This window comes from Enterococcus sp. OL5 (genome assembly GCF_006491895.1).
In the GTDB taxonomy this organism is placed as follows: Bacteria; Bacillota; Bacilli; order Lactobacillales; family Enterococcaceae; genus Enterococcus_D; species Enterococcus_D innesii.
The window spans coordinates 46,512-67,730 of sequence record NZ_VHIL01000013.1; the positions used below are offsets into that span (position 1 = coordinate 46,512).

The 21,219-nt window shown below is 40.3% G+C and carries 13 protein-coding genes; 1 reads left to right on the plus strand and 12 read right to left on the minus strand.

The features are described 5' to 3' along the window. Positions 1–28: 28 nt before the first annotated feature. From FJU10_RS14240 to FJU10_RS14290, 11 genes are all read right to left on the minus strand, one after another. Positions 29–4,606, minus strand: a complete 4,578-nt coding sequence (locus FJU10_RS14240; RefSeq protein WP_140966201.1) for a hypothetical protein — start codon at positions 4,604–4,606, stop codon at positions 29–31. A 373-nt stretch (positions 4,607–4,979) separates the two neighbouring features. After that, a complete protein-coding gene (locus FJU10_RS14245) occupies positions 4,980–6,455 on the minus strand; it encodes a helix-turn-helix domain-containing protein (RefSeq protein ID WP_101698835.1) in 1,476 nt (491 codons plus the stop codon). 235 nt (positions 6,456–6,690) lie between these two features. Continuing rightward, positions 6,691–8,928, minus strand: a complete 2,238-nt coding sequence (locus FJU10_RS14250; RefSeq protein WP_101698834.1) for an ATP-binding cassette domain-containing protein — start codon at positions 8,926–8,928, stop codon at positions 6,691–6,693. 344 nt (positions 8,929–9,272) lie between these two features. Further along, positions 9,273–9,854, minus strand: a complete 582-nt coding sequence (locus FJU10_RS14255) for a GNAT family N-acetyltransferase (protein WP_101698833.1) — start codon at positions 9,852–9,854, stop codon at positions 9,273–9,275. Between the two features lie 166 nt (positions 9,855–10,020). Continuing rightward, a complete protein-coding gene (locus FJU10_RS14260; RefSeq protein ID WP_101698832.1) occupies positions 10,021–10,497 on the minus strand; it encodes an SAM-dependent methyltransferase in 477 nt (158 codons plus the stop codon). Positions 10,498–10,583: 86 nt separating this feature from the next. Further along, positions 10,584–11,402, minus strand: coding sequence for a MerR family transcriptional regulator (locus FJU10_RS14265; protein WP_101698831.1), 819 nt, complete (start codon positions 11,400–11,402; stop codon positions 10,584–10,586). 178 nt (positions 11,403–11,580) lie between these two features. Further along, positions 11,581–12,480: a WecB/TagA/CpsF family glycosyltransferase gene (locus FJU10_RS14270; protein WP_140966202.1), complete on the minus strand. Its 900-nt coding sequence runs from the start codon at positions 12,478–12,480 to the stop codon at positions 11,581–11,583. Position 12,481: 1 nt separating this feature from the next. Next, positions 12,482–13,762 (minus strand): PTS cellobiose transporter subunit IIC, encoded by a 1,281-nt coding sequence (celB, locus tag FJU10_RS14275; protein ID WP_077453683.1) that lies wholly within the window; start codon positions 13,760–13,762, stop codon positions 12,482–12,484. Between the two features lie 707 nt (positions 13,763–14,469). Next, positions 14,470–15,213: a hypothetical protein gene (locus tag FJU10_RS14280; RefSeq protein WP_008377866.1), complete on the minus strand. Its 744-nt coding sequence runs from the start codon at positions 15,211–15,213 to the stop codon at positions 14,470–14,472. Positions 15,214–15,695: 482 nt separating this feature from the next. Next, positions 15,696–16,031, minus strand: a complete 336-nt coding sequence (locus tag FJU10_RS14285) for a nucleotide pyrophosphohydrolase (protein ID WP_034857870.1) — start codon at positions 16,029–16,031, stop codon at positions 15,696–15,698. Beyond that, on the minus strand, positions 15,994–17,688 hold the full coding sequence (locus FJU10_RS14290; RefSeq protein WP_101698830.1) for a DUF2075 domain-containing protein: 1,695 nt from the start codon (positions 17,686–17,688) through the stop codon (positions 15,994–15,996). The genes FJU10_RS14285 and FJU10_RS14290 overlap by 38 nt, the downstream gene beginning before the upstream one ends. A gap of 893 nt (positions 17,689–18,581) precedes the next feature. Between FJU10_RS14290 and FJU10_RS14300 the strand changes: the two genes are divergently transcribed. Then, the gene (locus FJU10_RS14300; RefSeq protein ID WP_086299077.1) at positions 18,582–18,890 is read left to right on the plus strand and encodes a hypothetical protein; all 309 of its coding nucleotides are present in this window, start codon (positions 18,582–18,584) and stop codon (positions 18,888–18,890) included. Positions 18,891–20,597: 1,707 nt separating this feature from the next. On the opposite strand, the gene FJU10_RS14310 is transcribed toward FJU10_RS14300, so the two are convergent. Next, positions 20,598–20,957 carry a hypothetical protein gene (locus FJU10_RS14310; RefSeq protein ID WP_140966203.1) on the minus strand — a complete coding sequence of 120 codons (360 nt, stop codon included), beginning with the start codon at positions 20,955–20,957 and terminating at the stop codon, positions 20,598–20,600. Positions 20,958–21,219 lie beyond the last annotated feature (262 nt).

The window sequence follows — 21,219 nt, forward strand, 5'->3', positions numbered from 1 at the left end:
CCTTCCCATTTGGTACGATCTTTTTTTCTTAGTCTCGTGGAACAAAGCGTAAGACGATGCGATAATTCGGTACAAGCAAGTCTTCATAATACCCGCCTTGATCGGCTTCTGAATCAACGACCCACTGGGGATAGTCCCCATAGAAATCCCCCGTTAAGGAAATCGGCACGCGGCTTCTTTCTTCTAAGCGAACCAAGTGTTGTTCTTCCATCGCTTCATAGAGTTGAATCTGGGTTTCTTCCGTTTTTAGGTTCAGTCGCAACAGCGGGGTTGAGATATCGTCATAAGTAAGGGTTGGGTCTTCCTCTTCGCTTTCACTTTCAGCGTAATCGAGGGGATCTTCTCCCTCTTCTAACAAGACGATTCCGGCAGGATCATCGATCGCCAATTGATTGATATAGGTATCCACAGCAATTGGCGATTGATTGCGGATCTCATACGCTTGGCTTTCAAAATTACGATTCGATTCCGCCGTATTGTACAAGGATTCAAAGACCATTTTGGTCGGGATCGTCACTCGCATATGCTCCAGTTTCGATGTCACATCGATACCGATAGTCATCTGGTAGGCTTTATTCCCCACCTCAAGAACAGCGAAGTAACTGCCGTCTTCGTCCACTTCTCGTGTAAGATCCGTTTCTACGATGCGAAAGTCATCCGTCATATCCGCTTCCGTCAACACATTTGCGGCTTGCGCGCGACTTTCTTGAAGGATCAAAGCATCTAATTCTTCTTGCGTGCTTAATTCATTAATTTTATAGCGATCTAAAGTGATATTGTATGCTTCAAAATTCACACCTTTAATCACGGTTTGACGAGCGGTCACATCGACATAGGTCTCAATCGAAGGTTTCGATAAGAAAATCGACACTTCTGTCTCTGTTTCCAATCGCTCATTTTCTCTTAAGGGAATGCGGAAATAGCGATACAGCTGATTTTCATCCCGATAGTCGCCCCATTCGATTCGTTCAGAGTTTTTGTCCAATTCGACGATTTCTCCATCGGTATTTGTATAGGAGATCAAGGTGACATCGGTATCCTCGTACATGGAACCAGTGATTTCAGTCGACTGATCACTCAATGCATCGATTCGGGCAATGAGGCCTTCTGGTTCTGAAAAACGAATCTTATTGAAGTTATTCTTAGCAATCACTTGGTAAATGTCCGTTTGTTTTTCCAGACTTTCCAAAGAACCCTCTAATTGCTCGCCACTCAGTAATCTGGAACGCGCTTCGCCATTTCCTGTGCCGCCATAAGGGAATGTATTTCCCCCATTTCGATTGATTCGCATCGTTCCGGAAATATTGATAAATTCTTCTGTTGGTTCATCTAAAGAAGCATTTTCCCAAACTGCTAATTTTTGACTCGCAACATTGATTCTCAAACCGTTCGCAACCGTATTTTGTGCAGATCGGATCAAACGCTGCAATTGCGCATTGGCTTGACCAGTTCTTGTCGTAGGATGACTAATTTCAAACAAATTCACATTGTTTATATTCAATCGTGCATTGGCAAGTCTGAAATAAAGAACTTCAGATTTATTTCTTATGGTTTCCAATACAACCGTAGAATCTTCTCCTGCCGAAAATGAATTCCGCACATTGACTAACGGGCGATTGATAAATTCCGCCGATGTTCCCATTCCTGTCCGATTATCGGTCATGGAAAAATTAGCTCTGGCCCCTACTGTGATATTCGCAAATGAATTCGAATGATTGCTTGAGGCATTGCCTCCCGCCTGAGTATTTAAACCTCTCGCAACACCTTTAAATGTTGCCTCATCATTGAGAATGAAATTAGAGGAAGTCGTTACTCTAAAGATTCCTCCAGATTGATCCACGTCGAGGGTAGCCCCTTTACCAATCCGAACAAATGAATTACTAGCAGTCAACCAAATAAATCGGGAATCTGAAGTCGTTCGATCTCTTCTTGACGTCATGGTAGCATTGTCTTGCAACTCCACTCTTTGTGATACTCGGATTCTGGAATAATTTTGACTTGTTGCTGAATTTTGAATCGCCGTCGTTGTTGGCTCTGTCAAATGCACTTCAGCATGTTGCGCAAGCGTAACTGAACGAACAGTGGTGTTTCCTGTCATTCCTCTAGCAGCGTTTATTCTCGTATAGGAATTTTCGCCGAATAACAGATCTGTTGTTCCGACTCCCTGTAGAAATCGTCCACCAGTATCAACTTCGACTTTACTTCCTTCTTCCATCGTAAATTTCGAATTCGCCAAGGTTAAACGAAAAACGGCTCGTGCAGCTTGTCGTGTTGTATGATTGACCGTTACTTCCGCTTCACGACCTAGTTTGATTTCTTCTCTAAACCGGAAAAAATCAACATTTGCATTGCTTCGTCCAGAAACGGTGATTTCAGAGTGATCGCCCACATGCAACCGGCGAATGGTTGAAGAAGCAGCAGATGAGGTACCACCGGTAAAGCCTTGTGCGGTTTGTAGGCTGATCGTATTTGCTTCACCAATATAGATATCTGTTGTGCTGCGACCAGTCACCAATGGTCCTACTTGATTGAGGGTGATGGTTGCATTTGCTTCTGACAAAAATTGTGAAGCCGTCGACGTTGAACCCAGTGCAATGAAAGGATTGGCTGCTGATGATGTGCGAGAATAATTGATCGCTGCTTTTTCTCCTAGGAAGAAACGTCGTTGCACGGAAAAAGAATTGGCTGCTGTGCTCGTTGAATGCTCAGCAACATTGATTTCAGCCCCTTCAAGCAGCTCAAATTGATCGACCATCGTTCCAGCGGTAAAGCCATTCCCTAATACGCCCGTTAGTTTTGAGTATTTCCCTAAAGTGACATGGGACAAACTTGCGTTGACAAACGCCCCTCGCTGGTTCACGGCTATTTCAGAATAGTCACCAATGGTGATTTTCCCGTTGCTTGATGCTAAGCCGATGACGACATTCGATGTACTTGCTGAAGAGGTCGTTCGCGTTCTCGGCACGTCAATTGTTGTATGACTTCCGATTTGAACCGAAGACGTTGCGAAAAAGGTTCGATACGCTTGACCAACAGTGGCATTACTAGGTTCACTTATGGTTATATCCACCTGATCACCAATCGCAATACTGTTGACTGCTACGTTGCCATTAAACCCGTTGCTATGCTGATTGTTCATTTTCACGTGGTCTTGAATCACTATCGTGGTACTAGCCACACCCGTAAACATCGGTCCATGCTGCGATATTCGCGTTTGTGTATTCTCCCCAAAATCGATGGAGGAATTTGCACTTTGGAGCTGGATAAAAGCTCCGGTCGTTGTGCCCGTCCGCGTTCCTTCAATAATGGTAGGTTGGTCCGCGGTACTATTTTCAACGATGAAGCGGTGTCCGACATTGATGGCGGGCGTCCCGCTGACCGTCCCGTACTCAGATAGTTTTAACTGACTCCCTGCTTGTAACCTTACTTCGCCTAGCGTGCTGGTGGAATTACCAGAAAGCCCCTGTCCCGTGCCAACATCTAGTGTTGCCCCGGTTGCTAGCGTCAACCGACTATCTTGATTGGCATTTGGTAGAGAAACCATTGCGCCAGATTGGCGAATCGTGGTCATACTTCCTTGACCAAAATCAAGGCTTGCTGCGGTACCTGTCATGTGAAAGACAGTGCCAGTATTGCTGTTGGTACTTCGGGTGACAGAAATTTCAGCTTGGCTAGCCACTGCTACTTGATTCATTTCAAAGATTGGTGTGGCATTTGATGAGCGATGATTGACCGTCAATTGCCCTTCGACCAAGAGTCCTTCAGCCGTGAATAACGTTGGAATGGAAGACGTCGCTGTCGTCACCACATTGGTTCCTTTGAAATGAAGATGTGCTTGGTTGTTATTCACCACGCGTCCTGCGGTAGTGGTCAGCTCCAGTTGGGTATCTTCAAAAGTGATCGTTGATGCCCCAGTTGTTTGAGCCAGCCCTTGCGCCGACTGAATGCCTTGTTGTTGCACCCCTTGCCAAGTCAGTTGAACGGGTGCCGCAAACTGCATCAGGTTCTCTGCCGCCGTCTGCGAAAGGATCACAGGCGTATCTTGACTACGAAAAGTAACGTCTGTCCGTTGGATACCACTGATTGGCTCAGTTAATGCCAAGTTGTTGGCAAAAGTAAGCACCAAGGATTGATCATTGGCGATTTCTTCGTAATGATACTCCGTGCCATCTTCATCGGTGAAGGATTCCCCAAGTAAAATTGCCCGCAATTGCGCCTCACTTGCTACAGTCAATGCGACCGCTGAAGCTTCAGCATCAAACCTTTCGACTTGCTCATTCTCAGCTTCTGTTTCCGCTTCATCTTCTGAGCTATCTGGCGTTTCTGCTTCGGGCAGTGCTTCATTTTCCTCTGCTTCTTCTTGGCTAGCTGTCGTGGAATCATCCGTGGCTTCCGAAGAAGATTGTTCTTCACTGCTTTCTTCGGTTGTTTCTTGGTCTTCCGATCGATCAGCAGAATTAGTGGTTTCCTCAGTTGAGGAGTGTTGCGTCTCTTCAGAAAGTGACTCTGTTTCTGCATAAGCAACTTGCTGGAACGCCAGCGTCGTGTTGACCGCCGTGCTGCTTAGTAGGAATACTGCAGAAAACAATGTAAGTAGTTTCATCATATCCTCCTTTCTTCAAGTCTTTGGTGCATCAAGAAGGTTGAAGCTAAGAAACAGCCTCCTCCTTTTCGCACAAAGTTGTCTCAATATTCTTCGTTTTTGGGGGAACGACAAAAAAAGACATTTGGACGAATCAAATGTCTGAAGAAAGTTGTTAGATTGGGTTTTTGTAAAATAATATCTACATACGAGTTCCGATTTCTTAAAAACGAAGGTTATTGAGACGAAAAAAACTGTAAGTGTATCACGCGTGGTCCTTACTAAACTAAGAATAGCGTGGTCCTTTAGCAAAAGAAAATCATTATTTTCATAAACACCTGAAATAGATGAATAAATAACCTACCTCTTTCACTGTGTGAAAGGTACGGGAATGGGTTTAAAAAAGCGGTTTTTGATACGGGTTTATTTTCCGTTCGAGATGTTCCCAATCTCGATCATCTGGAAGAGATTTTAATAATAAATAATCTGTTTTGACTTTGTAATCGACGAGATAGCGATTGTAATTGGTCACGATCAAATCAATATGTGATCCATTTAGCGTCTTCTTTGTTAAATATTGCAGCTGCACAAAGGTCAACTCGTGCTTGCTGCCAAACCGCTGGATTGCTCGAGTTTGAATGTGCTGGCACACAAAATGATCTCCTTCTAGGAGAAAATAAATGGTTTTTGCTGGTGCGTAATAATCGAAAATCAACTCGCTATAAATTGTTAAACTGACACAGATGTCTTCTAAGTAAGCACTAGACAAAGAGAGTTTTTTGCTCTGCTCCTTAAGAAATTGTAAGTTCTTTTGATAATTCTCGCTGTTGGAACGCATGATCACTTCTTTGATATCATCCATTTCCTTGTTCAAAACCGGCGCAATCGCATGGTTTATTTTCCTCGATAAAAAGAAAGAACGTAAAAACGTCGCCACCGTAATGGCTTGCTCTTTGGGCACATCATGGTTCTGCAGAAACAATTCGGCCACGTTTGCAATCGCTGTACCTTGATGAAACTGACGGTAAAATTTTTGCTCTCGTTCTCCTTGATCCAAGGTTCGCTTACACAGGGTGACCAAGTAAATCCAAGCAAATTCTTCTTTGGGCAACTGGGTCTGATAGATTTCTTCAATGCCTTTTTTCAAGGAATAAAGTTTGGCGAAACTATTCCCTTTATACGCTTGCCTGACCAGTTCTTTGGGCACAGTGATATGATAGCCAAGGCTCGCGCGTTTGATGGCAATATAAAACGTATAGTAAAACGCTGCGGGGGTCGCCCCAGATCCGATTTCATAATAGCCGAACTTGTCATCCAATTGCCCTAAAATCAAGTCATGCAATGCTTGGTCTGGGACCAATGTATAGATCGTTTCGACCCCTTCATAGTAAAAATCTTTGAAAAACTTACGTAAGTTGGCTTCGCTTCCTTCAATCGTTAAAGGATTGGAGGTCCATTGTAAGCCATAGCATTTCAAAATAGGGTTGCGCTGATTAAGTAAGCGCCGAAATGTACTCTCTGAAAAATGGTAATGATGTGCTAGCTCATCCACCTTAGCTAACTTGCCATGAAAGATATTCCCGATAATTTCAAATAAGCATTCATTTTTTAACAAACTTTGTTTTCTTTTTTGATATTCTGTAGGCTTTTTCTCTTCGAAAACAAACCCGCTATTGCCGGAAACAAGAACTATACTGTCCCCAAAATATTCTTTCATGTATTTGATATCATTGGCAATCGTCCGCTGAGTTACCTGATTGCGCTCAGCTAAGTCGCCAATCGTAAACACCCGATCTCGCTCAATCGTACTCAACAGCCGAAACAACCGCGCGGTTGTGCGGTTGCTGATGAAGGCCAATTGCAGCTCTCTCATCCACTCCACTCCTTTTTCAAGAGATTCTTTTCTATACTATTACATAAATAGACCACTATTTGGTAATTATATACTCAAATTTACAGTATTTTTATCAAAAAACCTACTAATAATGAAAAAAATAGCGTTCTGAATTTTATTTTCTAACTTATAATCGCTTCTTCGATGGAATGAAAAAAAGCCGCAAGCAACACTCGATGAAAAGAGCTGCTTACGGCTAGTCTTGGCTTTTTCGTTAAAATAAATACTGCGCAGTAATCGACGATTGACAATTGATCAGTTGTTCTGGGGTTCCTTCGTACAAGATTTCACCACCGCGAATCCCACCATCAACACCGACATCGATCAGCCAATCCGCTGCTTTCATGACCTCAAGGTTGTGTTCGATCACGATCACCGTGTTGCCTTTTTCTACTAATCGTTCGATGATCGCCAAGATGCTTTTGATGTCTGCCATGTGCAATCCGGTCGTTGGTTCATCCATAATGTAGATATTGCCTTTTTTGCTTAATTCTTTTGCTAACTTCAGTCGTTGGCATTCACCGCCAGACAAGGTATTTAATGGCTGTCCGAGGGTCATGTATCCTAGACCTACAGCCAAAATCTGTTTTAGTTTTCTTTGAATCGCTTTTTCCTCAAAAAACTCCACCGCTTCCGTGATACTCATGGCAAGGACTTCATCGATCGACTTGCCTTTCAAGCGATACTGGTAGACTTCTTCTTTAAACCGTTTGCCGCCGCATGCCTGACACAAAACCTCGACGGAATCCATAAAGGACAGCTCCATCTTGATGGTCCCGTGGCCCTTACACGTTTCACAAGCACCTTCGGAATTGTAGGAAAAAAGACCTGCTGAAACCTTGTTTTCTTGCGAAAACAACTTGCGAATGTCATTCATGATTCCTGAATAGGTTGCAGGATTAGAGCGAATATTCCCCGCCACCGCTGATTGATCGATCGTAATGGCTTCAGGGTATTCTTTGGCAAAAACACCATTTACCAAACTGCTCTTTCCAGAACCAGCGACACCGGTCACCACCGTAAATACCCCTAATGGCACCCGCAGTGCTGTATTTTTCAAGTTATGCAGCGTCGATTTTTTCGTTTCGATAAACTGTTGGCTTCTGCGAGGGGCTTCTTTGAAATCCACCATCTGTCCAAAGGCTTTGCCAGTCAGTGTATCTGATCGCAGCAAACCTTCAAAGGTTCCTTCGTAAGTAATATAGCCGCCATTTTTTCCAGCTTTAGGACCAACATCGATAATGTGATCGGCTGCTTTAATGACATCTGGGTCATGCTCCACTACGATGACGGTGTTCCCTTTGTCCCGTAGTTTGACTAACAATTCATTCAATCGATGGACATCCCTTGGATGCAGCCCAATACTCGGTTCATCAAAAATGTAGATCACATCGTTCAAGCTAGAAGACAAGTGTTTGACCATTTTTACCCGCTGACTTTCCCCACCAGAAAGCGTCGTTGTTTCACGGTCTAAGGAAACATAATCCAACCCAATATTGATCAGATCAGTGATTCTCGCTTGGATGTTTTGAAGCAGGGGTTGGACACTCTCCTCCGAGATTTCTTGAAGAACCGTCAATAGTTCATCCACTTGCATCGCCAAAACGTCCGCAATCGAATAGCCCGCGATTTTACACGCGAGTACTTGTGGATTGAATCGCTTTCCCTGACAGTCAGGACATTTCTGCTCATTCATGAAAGAAGCGATTTTCTTCTGCGTAGCAGCGGAGCTTTCATTGCCACCTTTGATATTGGAGCGATTAAAACGAGCGACTAAGCCTTCATAGGTGGAACTCATGCCTTCCATATACAAGGAATCGATTTTTTCTCCTTGGGCATACAAAAAGCGGTTCATTTCCTCTTCGCTATATTCTTCCAACGGCTTGTCATTGTCAAAAAAGCCCGTATTGGTGAAGGACTTCAGTAGCCAAGAGCCGACTTTGTAGCCAGGAAGCAGGATCGCCCCTTCGTTCAAGGACTTTTCAAGATCCAGTGCCTTTTCTAAATCTAACCCGACGATCCGCCCAATCCCTTCGCAAGTGGGACACATCCCATGAGGGTCATTGAAGGAAAAATTCCATGCAGGACCTAAATACGGTTGACCAAGACGAGAAAAAAGCAAGCGGATCAAGGGGTTGATATCCGTGATCGTCCCTAATGTAGAGCGGGAATTGCCGCCTAAACGGCTTTGATCAACTACTACCGCCATCGAAAGATTGTCGATGGCATCCGCATAGGGCTGGCTGTATTTTGGCAAAAAGTTGCGGACAAATTTCGAAAAGTTCTCATTCAGCTGTCGACCAGCTTCTTGTGCGATCGTGTCAAAGACGATCGATGACTTGCCAGAACCAGAGACACCCGTGAAAATCGTGATTTTTCTTTTGGGAATCTTCAAGTCAAAGCCCTTCAAATTGTTCTGCCTGGCGTTGTGGATCGTAATGTATTCCTGCATGCTATACCCTCCCAGATTCTATTGAATTTTTACAGTGAGCGACCATTATAGCACAAACATTCTCGCTGTTTCTCGGAATTTTGCAAAAAAACTATGTTTATTTTATGTTTTGTTCTCAATGTTGGAATAGCAAGGATAGAGGGCTTATGCAATTTTTCGATAACTGTTGCATAGGAAGGAATTTAGCGTGCGAACGAAGTTAGAAGCCAGAGCGAAGAACGAGTATTTTGAATGACCTTAAATTGCTAAAACGTAAAAAAACAGTCCATTTCCCCTTGCTTGCAAAGTGAAATGGACTGTTTTCATGAAATAACCTTTAACCGTTTAAAGCCGACTATTATAGATCAACTCAATGCAGTTGACGGAAACGTTTTGATTAATGTCACCGTTTCTTCTGCCCCGTAATCCCCTTCGGCATATAAAGTAAGATACTCTTCCAACAAATAGTCAGCAAGGTCTTGGGAAGATTGCGTAAAACCAGCCTTTTCGTAAGATTTGACTGCAGCAATATTTTTTCTCGATGGCCGCATCATCAATTTTTGAATGCCGAATGTTTCATGTAAATGATCACCGAGGGTGACGATCGCATCGGTGCCAAATCCTTTGCCGCAATGAATTTCCCGGTTCAACCAGATATCCAGTTCTGCTATGCCGTCTTTTAGATGAAACGAGGAGTAGCTAATAAAGCCAATCGGTTCACCTGCATGTAGAATCAAAAAGCCTCTGCCATTTTGCGGTTGAGCACCAGTAAAGTAATACTCTTGATAGTCCTCAAAAAACTCTGCTTCAATGGCGATCGGTGCATTAGGATAAGAAGGTGGTCCGGAATGATATTTTGTGGTTTCAGAGTGAAAACACCATTGATAGACCGCTTCTTTATCTTTGATTTCCGCAGGGATTAAAGTGACTTTGTTGCCTGTTAGCATGTGGTGTACTCCTTTCGCTCTTCCTAATGTTCCCCCCAATTATAGCGGAGGATGTCCCTTAAAAACAAACCGCGTTTTTTCTTTACTTGAATCGAACATCGACATTGCTTAAATTTTCATTGTTGCGCCAACAATCTTCCGATTGATTCCTCTATTTTTTCATCCTCTAAAAATTAAATTCATTTTCCCAATTAAAATCAGCAGATTCTTCTAAACTGTTCGGCCAATGATGGCACCAGGAAGGAACTCTGGGCACTTCTACTCGATCCAAACTTGGTGTGTACGGTTTGATATCTATTAGTGGCGTTTGGTCGTTTGCATCAATATAAGGAATAGAAAGAATTCCTTTCTCAACATCGACTGATAATACTTGAACAACACTTAATGCAATTGGATTTGGTCGGATGGGTGATCTCGTAGCAAAAATCCCCATTTTTTCAGGCGCATGTTTATAGGGTTGCTCAGCATCCAAAATCATTCGATACTTTGCATCCGCAAAATCACTGAACCACCATACTAATTGAAGGTGACTAAATCCTTCAATCCCTGCTAAAGCTGGAATATATTCTTTCTTAAGCTTGAGCAAGCATCCGTCCTCATTGTTTTGAATGATCCCGATCGGTTGTAGTTTATATTCTGTCATTTTCTTTCCTCCATTTCCTCTTTGTGCTCTCAGAATAGTGCCTGACACAGTGTGAGAGTCAAGAAAAAACAGAAAAAATCTGCTACTCAACGTTTTATGAGCGGTATTTGTATTTCAGTCAAATAATTACGTTCTTCCTGCTCATTCCAAGGACCGCGATGCACGATTTGCCTGTCTGGTCCGTCCATTTGGTAATAAGGATGTTCTTGTAGCCACTCAGCCAAGGACAAATAGACGTTGGCTATGTTGGAGAATGCACCGTACACCATCGTGCACGCCATAATTGGCACTGCCTCCGTTTCGTAGCTGGAAAATACTTTGGAATCTACCTGCAGGCCTGCTTTCACTTGCACACACAATTCAACATCGACATTTTTTTCTTTAAACTCTTGGTCGTGATAAATCGAAAATGATTGTCCAAAATTCTTTATTTTCTGATTTTCCATAAAAGTGGCTAGTTCTCTCCACAGTTCCGCTTCAGCAAAATAATTTGGTATGACTTTGCGAAGGGAGAGCACATGATAACTCGGGACTGCTTTCATTGTAACCTGATAATGGCGCTCTATTCGTTTCTTCGTCAATTCTAATTTAGCCACTTCTAGTTTGATTAATTTTTGTTTTTCCGCTTCAATAGTCGTCTTAATCTCATCTCCTTTTCTTTCTAATTGTTCTGCAAGGAAGTCCTGCTCTTTGTTTTTCAGCAACACCGCAATTTCTGCTACACTAAAGCCGCTATCACGCAAATAGAGTATTTTATTGAGTTCAGGCAATTGAGCAGCCGAATATAGTCGATAACCAGTAAACGTATCAATCCTATTGGGCTTTAATAGGCCCATCTCATCATAGTAACGTAACATTCTGATACTCACTTGAGAGAGCTTTGAAAATTCACCTATCTTAAACATATGCACCTCCGATAGATGTATTATAAAACACTTTATCCACACTTCAATGCTACTCACTATAAAAAAACCGAAACAAAGAACTCACTCTCTGTTTCGGTCTTGCTTCATTATTCAACATTCAACGAAAAATTCTTCTAACAATTCTTGCCTTTCATAGGCATGTGCCCATTTGTTCCACCTATCGATTCACTGAGACGGCCATCCGGTGATAGGTATGGCGCTTGCCTCTGACGGCGATGGATAGTTGCAAGATGTTCTCGGGATCAGCGGTCCCAGAAAAACCTGCATCTCCGATATGATGAAGGTCGCAGCCGGCACGTTTGCTAGTCAATGCCAAGGCACGGATCGTACCTGTATCTGCACCTTCCTGTGTAGTGCCAATGGTGCCCATGACCAACTTCCCTTTTTGGTGGATAAAGGCCACTAGATCACTCATGTGTTGTTCACTCAGCCCAGGAATCGTGCCCGCAATGGGTACAAGAATAACATCGGCTCCAGCTTGAATGAATGCAGACGCAATTTCTTCATCCAACACAGGTTCATTGACACCAGCTCCGTGCATTTTTCCAGCAATAATGATCCCAGAGAAAACGGCTCTTGCTTGTTTGATTGCCGCTGTGATCTCTTTATTTGAAACGCCAGTGGAAGGATTTCCTGTCAGACAGATAAAATCAAATCCAAGTGCTTCTGCACGAGCCATGTTTTTCTTTGTTGCCAAACGCCCTGTAGCGATAGTTGTCAACTGTTCCATCTGCTCCGCACAATCGTCGACAGGCTCAAGATTGACCCCAACAGGCCGCCCCGTCAAGCATTGCAAAAAGCGAATGGGGTCATCAGTTGTCGGTAATCCTTTGATAGTGCCGTTTTCGCAATCAAATAGGTTCAGCAAAATCAAATCCGCCCCAAATGCAGCGACGAATTCAGCATTGGTGATTCCTCTAGACATCGGATCGATTTGGACATCATTTTCTGCTACGATCGTCCGTCCCGCACTTCCTCGGATACTTTCCAATAGCTGGTCTTTATCAAATGATTTAAAATCAGCTGCCGTGCAATTCAATAATCGTTTTGTCTTCATTTTACGCCCCACTTTCTGAACCGAGTTCACTGGCTAATGTCCGATTATCCAGCATTTTGAAGAATGGATAATAGATGGCGATAGAAACCGTCAGATTCACCAGCTGTAAGATTGCCCCCGAAATATGTCCGCCTGTAGCTAGATAACCGCCGATGATTGGCGGCATCGACCAGGGCACCAAAACGACGGCAGGTCGGACGATCCCCATGGCAACTGTCGTATAAGAGATAATATAGCAAACGACCGGCGTCAGAATATATGGGAACAAAATCAATGGATTCATGACAACGGGCAACCCAAACATGATGGGTTCATTGACATTAAAAACCGTTGATGGAAATCCGAGTTTCCCCAACTCTTTTAAATACTTGCTTTTACTTCTGACTAAGAGTAAGATCGCCAAGCCCAAAATCACGCCACTCCCACCAATCCAGACAAAGGTATTCATAAAGGTATAATTGATGATATGCGGAATCGTTTCGCCGTTTTGAAAAGCGATCCGATTTTCATCGATCATTTGAATCCATGTCGGCTGCAGGACGCTCAAGACCAAGTCCCAACCGTGGATGCCCACTGACCAAAACAATGACGTAAACATAATGGCAAATAGACCACCTATAAAGCCTCCGCCAATGATCGATAAAGGTTGTCCCACAAGGCTGTACAGCAGATCATGAACATTCGTGTTGCCGAATGATTCCACTAATAAACGAATCACCCAGAAAAGCGAGAGGCAAAAGAATGAGGGGATCAATGCAATAAAGGAGCGACTGACCGCCGGGGGAACGTTTTCTGGCATGCGAATCACGATATTCTTTTGTACGAATAATCGGAAAATCTCCGCCGTGATCAAACTGGTGATGATTGCTACGATCAGCCCGCGGCTACCAAGATAAGACATTTGAATGCCGCCGTCTTCAATCGGAGTGACTAAAAGAAAAACCGACGCTGCCAATACACCGGCAGATAAACCGCTGACGCGGTATGTGGTTGCTAAACTATACGCAATAGCAAAGGAATTGAACAGCGCCATCACACCAAAGGTCACTTGGACGACAAAATCTAATTTGCTGCGCCATTCCCCGCCAAAAATACTAGTAACAAATAGGTTAAAGCCTTCCCATGGAACGTTGGATAAAATAACAAAAATAGAACCGATAATAATCAAAGGCATCGTGGTGACAAGTCCATCACGGATAGCAACTAGATGCTTTTCACCGCCAATTTTCATTCCCCATGGTAGCATCTTTTCTTCCATAAATTTCTTTAACGAATCCTTCATAAGCTTCCTCCTTAAACTTAAAAGATCGCTGAAAGAGTGCGTTCAGGTATCTTTTCGAAGTGTGAATAGAAACCAAGGCTTGCCACCTTCAAGAACCTAGGATTGAAGTCCTGATCGCCAAAACGCTATTGCTATGAATACAGTAAGAAAGCAAGGCATTGGATTTCTCAACTATGACTGCCTATTTTCCCTGCAACTGTCCTCAACTGATCTTCACACCTTTTATTTGCCGCAAACGATCCTGCGCATGAACCGTTTCAAACGACAAAAAAGGCATTGGACAAGATTGTCCAATGCCTTTGGCATAGCAAAATAAGCGTCCAGCATCCCACGGTTTTTGCCCAAAAACCTGCCTGAATCTACTAGAAATCGACAAGGAAATCGGGTACAATAAACACGTTGATGCCTTTGGCGATCAACTATGGCAACTTGATTGGTCAACTGTCTTAAGGGTGTGACTGATCAGGGCCTCGTAAATCTGCGCCAACAGAATTACGAGGTGCCTATTTTTTTGGTTTCTATTCGCTTACATTCTATAGAATGTCTTTGGGAAAAGCAAGCGAACATTGCAACAAAATTGTAAATAATGGTCAAAAAAATAAAAAACTATTGTGATTTGTTCGATTGAAATAGAAAATAGTAATTGCTTTGCGTATTTATCAAAAAAGGAGGACCGAATCATCCATGATTCAGTCCTCCTTTTCGCGCTAGACAAATACAAATAAAATTCCAGAGCAGATCGTGCCTACCAATAGCCCACGAATACTGCCTTCGCCTTCATTAGGTAACTCAAATTTGATGATATTCACCAGCAAAGCGCCGGTGATCAAGGCTTCAATGATGACCACCAAATAGTAGGGCAATGAAACAAAGAGGGAGAACGCCGCTCCCGCGAAAATACTAAAGGAAAGCACAAAGCGGCCATATTTGTTATAAAGGGCACCATGATGGTGATAGAGCAGCCAATCGTTCATGAGAAAATGCAAACCAAAAGCAATAAAGTAGGTCAAAATGTAAAAACGCTCTGATAGCGTATTGGCAATCACGATATAGCCGATCATGATATTGTAGATCACATGAAAAGCGATATCCGACCAAAAAAAGGCGTTTTTGGCACTGGTGATGTCTTTCTTTTCTAACACCATAAACGTCCGCTCATCGATTTTGTAGATCACGTAACTGAAGACTAAGCCAAACAAAACGATGCCATAGACCCCATGACTATAAAAAATCCCCGAGTCCCAGCCAAATTCATCAATCAACACCGTTTGAAAATACGCCAAATGGGGCAATAGATGAACGATCGCATAGGAGATTCCTACCCCAGCGGCAAAGGAGCTCATGTATTGCACGTTTAGTTTTCTGGATGAGATAACATTTGAAAATAGATGGATGAAGATAAACCCTAAAGTGATCATGCAATTCACAAAATTGTTTGTTAAATACGTCATTGTTTTCTCCTTCTTACATTCCGTTTACAGCATCGTTTAATCGCAATTTTCAATAACAAAGTCTTTTTAATTAGTTATTTTTGGTTATTTTCATGAAATATTCTTGTTTACTATACAGTAAGTGGGCTTGGGGGGCAATAGGTTTTTTAGGTTTTTGGGGAGAAATATTTTTGATAGAAAACGACCTTCATTATTGCCGATTTTTTACCGATGACCTTGCCTTCATTTTTAGGAAAGGATAATCTTGTTTTTGTTCTTGCAGACAGTAGGTCTAACTTCGTTTTTTATAAAAATTGGGCTTATTTGAAGTTAACTTCAAATTTCCGAAAAATTGTAACCAATTTGAAGTTATCTTCAACTTTCTCAATTATGTCAGATTTTTGACGTTCGTAACCAATCACTGATGAATTCAGAAAGCCATTGTTGCTCCTATCCCATCAAAAAAAGAAGCAAGAACTTGCAGCGTCCTTGCTTCTTTTTTGTTACAATTCATTATACTTCTTTTTCGAATCTTTACTTTCTTTCACCGGATACTTCATGTTGTTTTTTTCCAGCTTTTCTTTGATGATCTCATCAATATCAAGACCCAAATTGTCTGCCAGCATATAAGAATAAATCAGAACATCGGCAATTTCTTCTTTTAGATGTTCGAAATCTTGAGTGGCTTCTTTAGGTGTTTTCCATTGAAAAATCTCCAACAATTCGGCGGCTTCGATGGAGATAGAAATAGCTAGATCTTTTTCATTATGAAATTGTCGCCAATTGCGATCATCTCGGAATTTATTGATCCGTTCCATTGAAGAGGGTTGGTTTTGCATGGTAGGCCTGGCTCCTTTCGTTTTGTAGGGTTAAGAGTTTTTGGCGCAGATTGGGATTGATTGCATAGATGTAAAGCCCTTTGATTGCTCGTTTCATTAATACATTCAATGAATTAAGGATGATCGTTTCTTTGGCTTTCTTCGTCAATTCTTGGTTCATATCGTCACGTCCCGTAAACGCCCCTTTGTCCTCATATTTATCGATATCGATGACAAGCTGGTCGGTCTCTGGATCGTAATCAATGGAAGGGCCAATGACGACTCCTACATTGTTTAAATCAAACCCTTGGACGGTGTAGATTGAACCGACTTCACTGATTGTATCTGGTCGCTCCGCCCATGTTCGCTTCGTATCGGTCGTATTCCAAGGCAGGTTGATCCCACCAGGATCTACAAGATAAGAAGCTCCGTCTTTCTTATGAACATAATCGAATGTTGAGATGATCCGTGACAGACCTTCCTTTTTATCGAGAGAAAAGATTTTATTCTTCAACGCATCATGGGTTTCCATAATCTGAAGCTCAAAAGATGCTGTTGATTCTGGAATCGATGTTACACGTTTTTCTACGATATCATCGATCCATTGAATTATTTGTGGACTACTTTTCATTCTTAATTGATCTTTTAGCTTAAAGAGAGAAGCATTGTACCTTTTCTGAAACTGATCCAATTTGTCCTGATCCCAATAACTTTTGATTTTCAATACTTGCTTCGGATCAAAGATACAAATCGTGATTTTTGCTCGCTTAATAATCTCTTCTAGTTGGTTTTCATAGTGAAAACTGTTATAGCTGTCTTTCTTCGTTAAAAGCAAATGGGCCTCATCCACAATAACGATGTCTGGGTGCAACTTCTGATTATCTGTTTTATTAATAAAGGAAGTTGGCTTTAACATATGATTCTTTTTTAAATTTGGCAAACTTTCTGCCATTGTATGATAGGTTTTTAACATTTCTGAATGGTTGACCAACAAATAGTTATCGGTGCCTTTTAATACAGGCTCTGACTTTGTATAGTCTTGAAGGGTGTTATAGAGAGATGCCAAAAGGACGCTCTTTCCCGTTCCAGCTTCTCCTTCGATCATCAAGACTTTTTGTGTCTCATCCTGCTGAATCGCTTGTTTACAGTACTCAATGATTTCAAGTTTTATATCTAACTGTTCTGGCGTCAGTTCTTTAAAAGGGGATAATTTATATACATCTTTGTTGCGAATCGTATCGATTGAGTGCTTCGCCAATTGACGCCTTTGCAATTCTTCCCATAACTCTTGGAAGACCACTTCATCATAATACTCTTTTTCATAATACTGATGCATCTGCACCTGTCTTGTTTGACTGACATTTTGTAACTGAAACTGCTCATCCCCAATGAAGTGATTGATCAAATTGGTTTCGATATTGTAGGTCGCTGATTGATTGAATTTTTCATGTCCAATCAGCAAGACTTCTTTAATTTCTCTGCGCTTAGAGTTATTCAAGTGCTGCTTCAATCGTTTGTTCACTTGAACCGTTTGACCAATGTACGCAACAGGCCTTTTCTTTTCATTTCGGTTGTAGAGTATGTAAACGACTGGGTACTGATCGATATATGCCGTCGTTATGCTAGATAGCTCACCTTTCTTGAAATGATGATCTTCTATGATTAGTTGGTTGGTCATTTTTTAAAGTCTCCGTTTAGTGTCTATTCCATTAAGTTTATTTATTTTAGTATATCACTGCATATTTTGCTCTTAAAGCATTAAAGACAAAATTGGTAATTTTTTGTTTTAGCAAAATAACCATTATCTAAAAAAATCGCTATTGATTAATCTACTAATTTCGTCCAACGTGCATACTTTGCTACTGATTTAATAGACTAACTTATTATCCTGAAACTCTTTTCAAACGAAAACTCTCTAAGACGTTCTAAAATAAATAGCTGAAAATCCCCTTTGACAATTCACCAAATATCCTCTGTTTAGGATATTTATAAATTGTTTATTAAATCAAAAGAATTTATTTTGCAATCTGAAAATAAATAAATATTTTATAATTTTAATTTGACCAAATCATTCAATATGAGATAATCATTTACGAAAGGATGATTTGATGGACCATACAGTTACCAGCCTAAGATATCTGCGGATCGCTCAAATTTCTTTGTTAACATACTATATTTATTTAGCCGTCCATGACAATATTTTCGAAGCAATTCCATTACTGTTTATCAGTGGTATTTTAGATCTCGTGTACCCGCCAGACTACGCAAACCAGTCATTTTGGTTTCCTTATAAAAAGAAAACAATATTTTTAAAAAGCAACAATTTGTTTCTGGAAAGAGCATTAGAAATCTTAATCATAATTGTTCTTGGTATTTTTTTATCTCTTGTTTTTTAAAGTAAAGGAACAATTTGTGATTGCTAGTTCCCTTTTACCCAACAACTGAATCATTTTTCTATTACTCACTACTTTTTTATCCATTTGTCTATTAAAATGGATTTACCAGATGAATAACGAACCCTTCGCTGTTGAAATAATGCTAGTATCTAATCGAAAAGAAAGGTGATTTTTTATGAAAAGAATTTGTTTTGTCTTAGTGTTGAGCAACGGGTTATCTTACACACCATTAACTCCAGGTGTTCTTTATCAAAGAGACACAAGCCTCAAAGACTATTTTTCACCGTATTACGACGTTTCAATCAATTATCTGAGAGATAAAGATACTGTTGATTACTTAGTCCTTCCTGAGCCATTCGCTCCTTTTGATAATGAAAATAACCTCCCTATCATAAAAGTTCCTTCAAAATTTTTTCTGACTAAAGACTTTGAAAAAATTAAGGCGTACATTGATGACTACTTTAAAGAAAACGATGCTAAGTAATACTATCCTCGATCGTTTTTCGCCCTTACTGATTGATACCGTTATCAATCAGTTTTTTCGTCGGATTGTCAACTTATTTTGGGACGAGAAAACAGTCCGAATATTCTAAATTTATTCTTTTGCGATAAAATTATTCCAATATAGATAATAAGGTAATATTTATTTGGTAGCTCTCAATTATTCTTATACTTAGCTGAGGGCATCACTTGCTTGACCAAAAAATTCAATGATCGAATACGGGCTAACGGTTTTAATTTAACTTAAAGGGGTTTTAGTTTTGACAGACGAAAGATGGTTCCAAATAAGAAAAAGACGAAAAATAGAATTATATGTTTGTCTTTTAGTCGTTTTCCCAATGGTCTATGGGCTATGGTTCAACATAGTTTTTCTTGTACAATATACTGCACTACTTTTTTGTATCGCAGTTTTAACAGCAATATATGAACTCGGAAAACTATTAATTGATAAAACTCTAAGAAAAAGGTAGTAATGTTCAATCTATATTTTGTAGGTTGGACATTACTACCTTTTTCTTGAAGGAATTTAATAACAATAAGCCTAAAGAAGATACAAAAAGGAGCACTCCTTAGAGTACTCCTTTTTCATTATTTAATGGAAAACAGTAAGATACTAGTCAAGTCAACAGAGCTCTGAAAGTAGTGGTATACACCTATTACCCCACAGACCCTTCCATATAGGAAACGGCTTCTCAACCAGTGTCATTAACTATAAAACCAAGTTTTTAAGAGTTCTTATAGTAGTTTAGAGACTCAATATTTATCATTGATTGTCAAATTAAGATGGTCAAAATCTGGTCAATTTTGTATATGTTATTGGGAGCAATTTAAAAAGCTGTTTTGTTAAAGAATTCAACTTTTTTATTCGCAGTTTTCTTCAATAAAATCAGTTACATTTTTCTTGCTATTTTAAATGTTTATTTATAATAGTAACCATTACCTGAACAAAAATGTAACATGCTCTTCTCAAGCTTTCAGAAGTCTCATATCGTTGTCAAGCAGAAATGTTTTCCCATTTATACATAAGTATTTATATATTTGCCAATTTAAGGCATATTATTGAAACAAAGAAGAGAAACATTAAAGCCTCTCTCCTCACAATTAAATTTCGTTTAAATTGCATTTGTAGATATCATAGAAGCCAACACACTTAAACTTCTAAATTCTCTATTAGTATTAGAAGCAAGTATAAAACTTGGAAAGTCTGGGTCATACACATACAGAGCTAAATTTTCTATATCTATCTTATGAGTCTGACACATGGTGTTTATATATAGACTATCAGGATTTGTCCTTATATATTTCCCCAACATTTCAACATATTCAAAAAGTTGTTCTTTAGATAGTCCACGTATAGAATTACTAAAAAAAGCTTGTGGTAGATAAATAGTCGCTTTAACATTTTCAAACACAACTTGTATAGAAGCAGATGATTGTTCTTTGTTAAGAACTACATTTTTAATTAAGCCAACAGTCGACAGATTCTTATTGGAATCTCTCTCTGATATTTGGTGAAGAAGAACCGATATAAACGCTGGTTCTCTTGTTTTTGTACCATTTTGATCTAATTCTTCTTTACTTACTATACTATTGGGATCATACTTTATTCTAACCCCTGTCTTGACATCTTTGGAGTTAGGATCATCTGAATCCTTTTTAGACCTAGTAGTCTTTTTCTTATCTGACTTGGCTACTTTTTTTCCTCTGGAGGATTTAAAAAATCTCTTAGCTTTTTACCCATGTTTTTATTTCTACGAGAAATACCATCATCTGATATATTTCCATTAATCTCAATATATACAGTTTCAGGTACAACCCTAATTGAGTCATCAGCATAATCACACTCTTCCTTATGTTCAAAACCTTGTGGTTTTTTCAAGTAACCGCCTTCACGAGTTCTAACATAAATTAATTTCGCATCACAATTTTCATCTGGACAAAACAAGTGGTTCACGAAATCATCATAATTATTTTGATGCGGAATCCTTTTAACTTCGATAAATCTTGATTCACCCTCCTTTGAATACAAAGCTTGGCTAAATTTTACCATTACATCATTCCCTATCTATAATATTTTATAGAAAAGGTCGAAATTAATTCTAGTCTTGGATACTCTAAGCAAAAAAGCTTTACATTTTCAAAAACATTTGATAAACTTCTAAGAGTTAACATTTTAGTTAGGTAATTAATTTTTGTGTTGTGTCTGCAACTAGTTTAACTAATATCAACCACGGGGATAGACTGCAATCTATGCCCTTTTTTCTATTACTTGATAATATCACAATGTATTTATACAGTCAAATCTATAACAC

What these genes read in the sequence shown, in the direction of transcription:
- FJU10_RS14240 (WP_140966201.1), bottom strand. Translation starts at nt 4,606, where the DNA reads ATGATGAAACTACTTACATTGTTTTCTGCAGTATTCCTACTAAGCAGC.
- FJU10_RS14245 (WP_101698835.1), bottom strand. Translation starts at nt 6,455, where the DNA reads ATGAGAGAGCTGCAATTGGCCTTCATCAGCAACCGCACAACCGCGCGG.
- FJU10_RS14250 (WP_101698834.1), bottom strand. Translation starts at nt 8,928, where the DNA reads ATGCAGGAATACATTACGATCCACAACGCCAGGCAGAACAATTTGAAG.
- FJU10_RS14255 (WP_101698833.1), bottom strand. Translation starts at nt 9,854, where the DNA reads ATGCTAACAGGCAACAAAGTCACTTTAATCCCTGCGGAAATCAAAGAT.
- FJU10_RS14260 (WP_101698832.1), bottom strand. Translation starts at nt 10,497, where the DNA reads ATGACAGAATATAAACTACAACCGATCGGGATCATTCAAAACAATGAG.
- FJU10_RS14265 (WP_101698831.1), bottom strand. Translation starts at nt 11,402, where the DNA reads ATGTTTAAGATAGGTGAATTTTCAAAGCTCTCTCAAGTGAGTATCAGA.
- FJU10_RS14270 (WP_140966202.1), bottom strand. Translation starts at nt 12,480, where the DNA reads ATGAAGACAAAACGATTATTGAATTGCACGGCAGCTGATTTTAAATCA.
- celB (WP_077453683.1), bottom strand. Translation starts at nt 13,762, where the DNA reads ATGAAGGATTCGTTAAAGAAATTTATGGAAGAAAAGATGCTACCATGG.
- FJU10_RS14280 (WP_008377866.1), bottom strand. Translation starts at nt 15,213, where the DNA reads ATGACGTATTTAACAAACAATTTTGTGAATTGCATGATCACTTTAGGG.
- FJU10_RS14285 (WP_034857870.1), bottom strand. Translation starts at nt 16,031, where the DNA reads ATGCAAAACCAACCCTCTTCAATGGAACGGATCAATAAATTCCGAGAT.
- FJU10_RS14290 (WP_101698830.1), bottom strand. Translation starts at nt 17,688, where the DNA reads ATGACCAACCAACTAATCATAGAAGATCATCATTTCAAGAAAGGTGAG.
- FJU10_RS14300 (WP_086299077.1), top strand. Translation starts at nt 18,582, where the DNA reads ATGAAAAGAATTTGTTTTGTCTTAGTGTTGAGCAACGGGTTATCTTAC.
- FJU10_RS14310 (WP_140966203.1), bottom strand. Translation starts at nt 20,957, where the DNA reads ATGGTAAAATTTAGCCAAGCTTTGTATTCAAAGGAGGGTGAATCAAGA.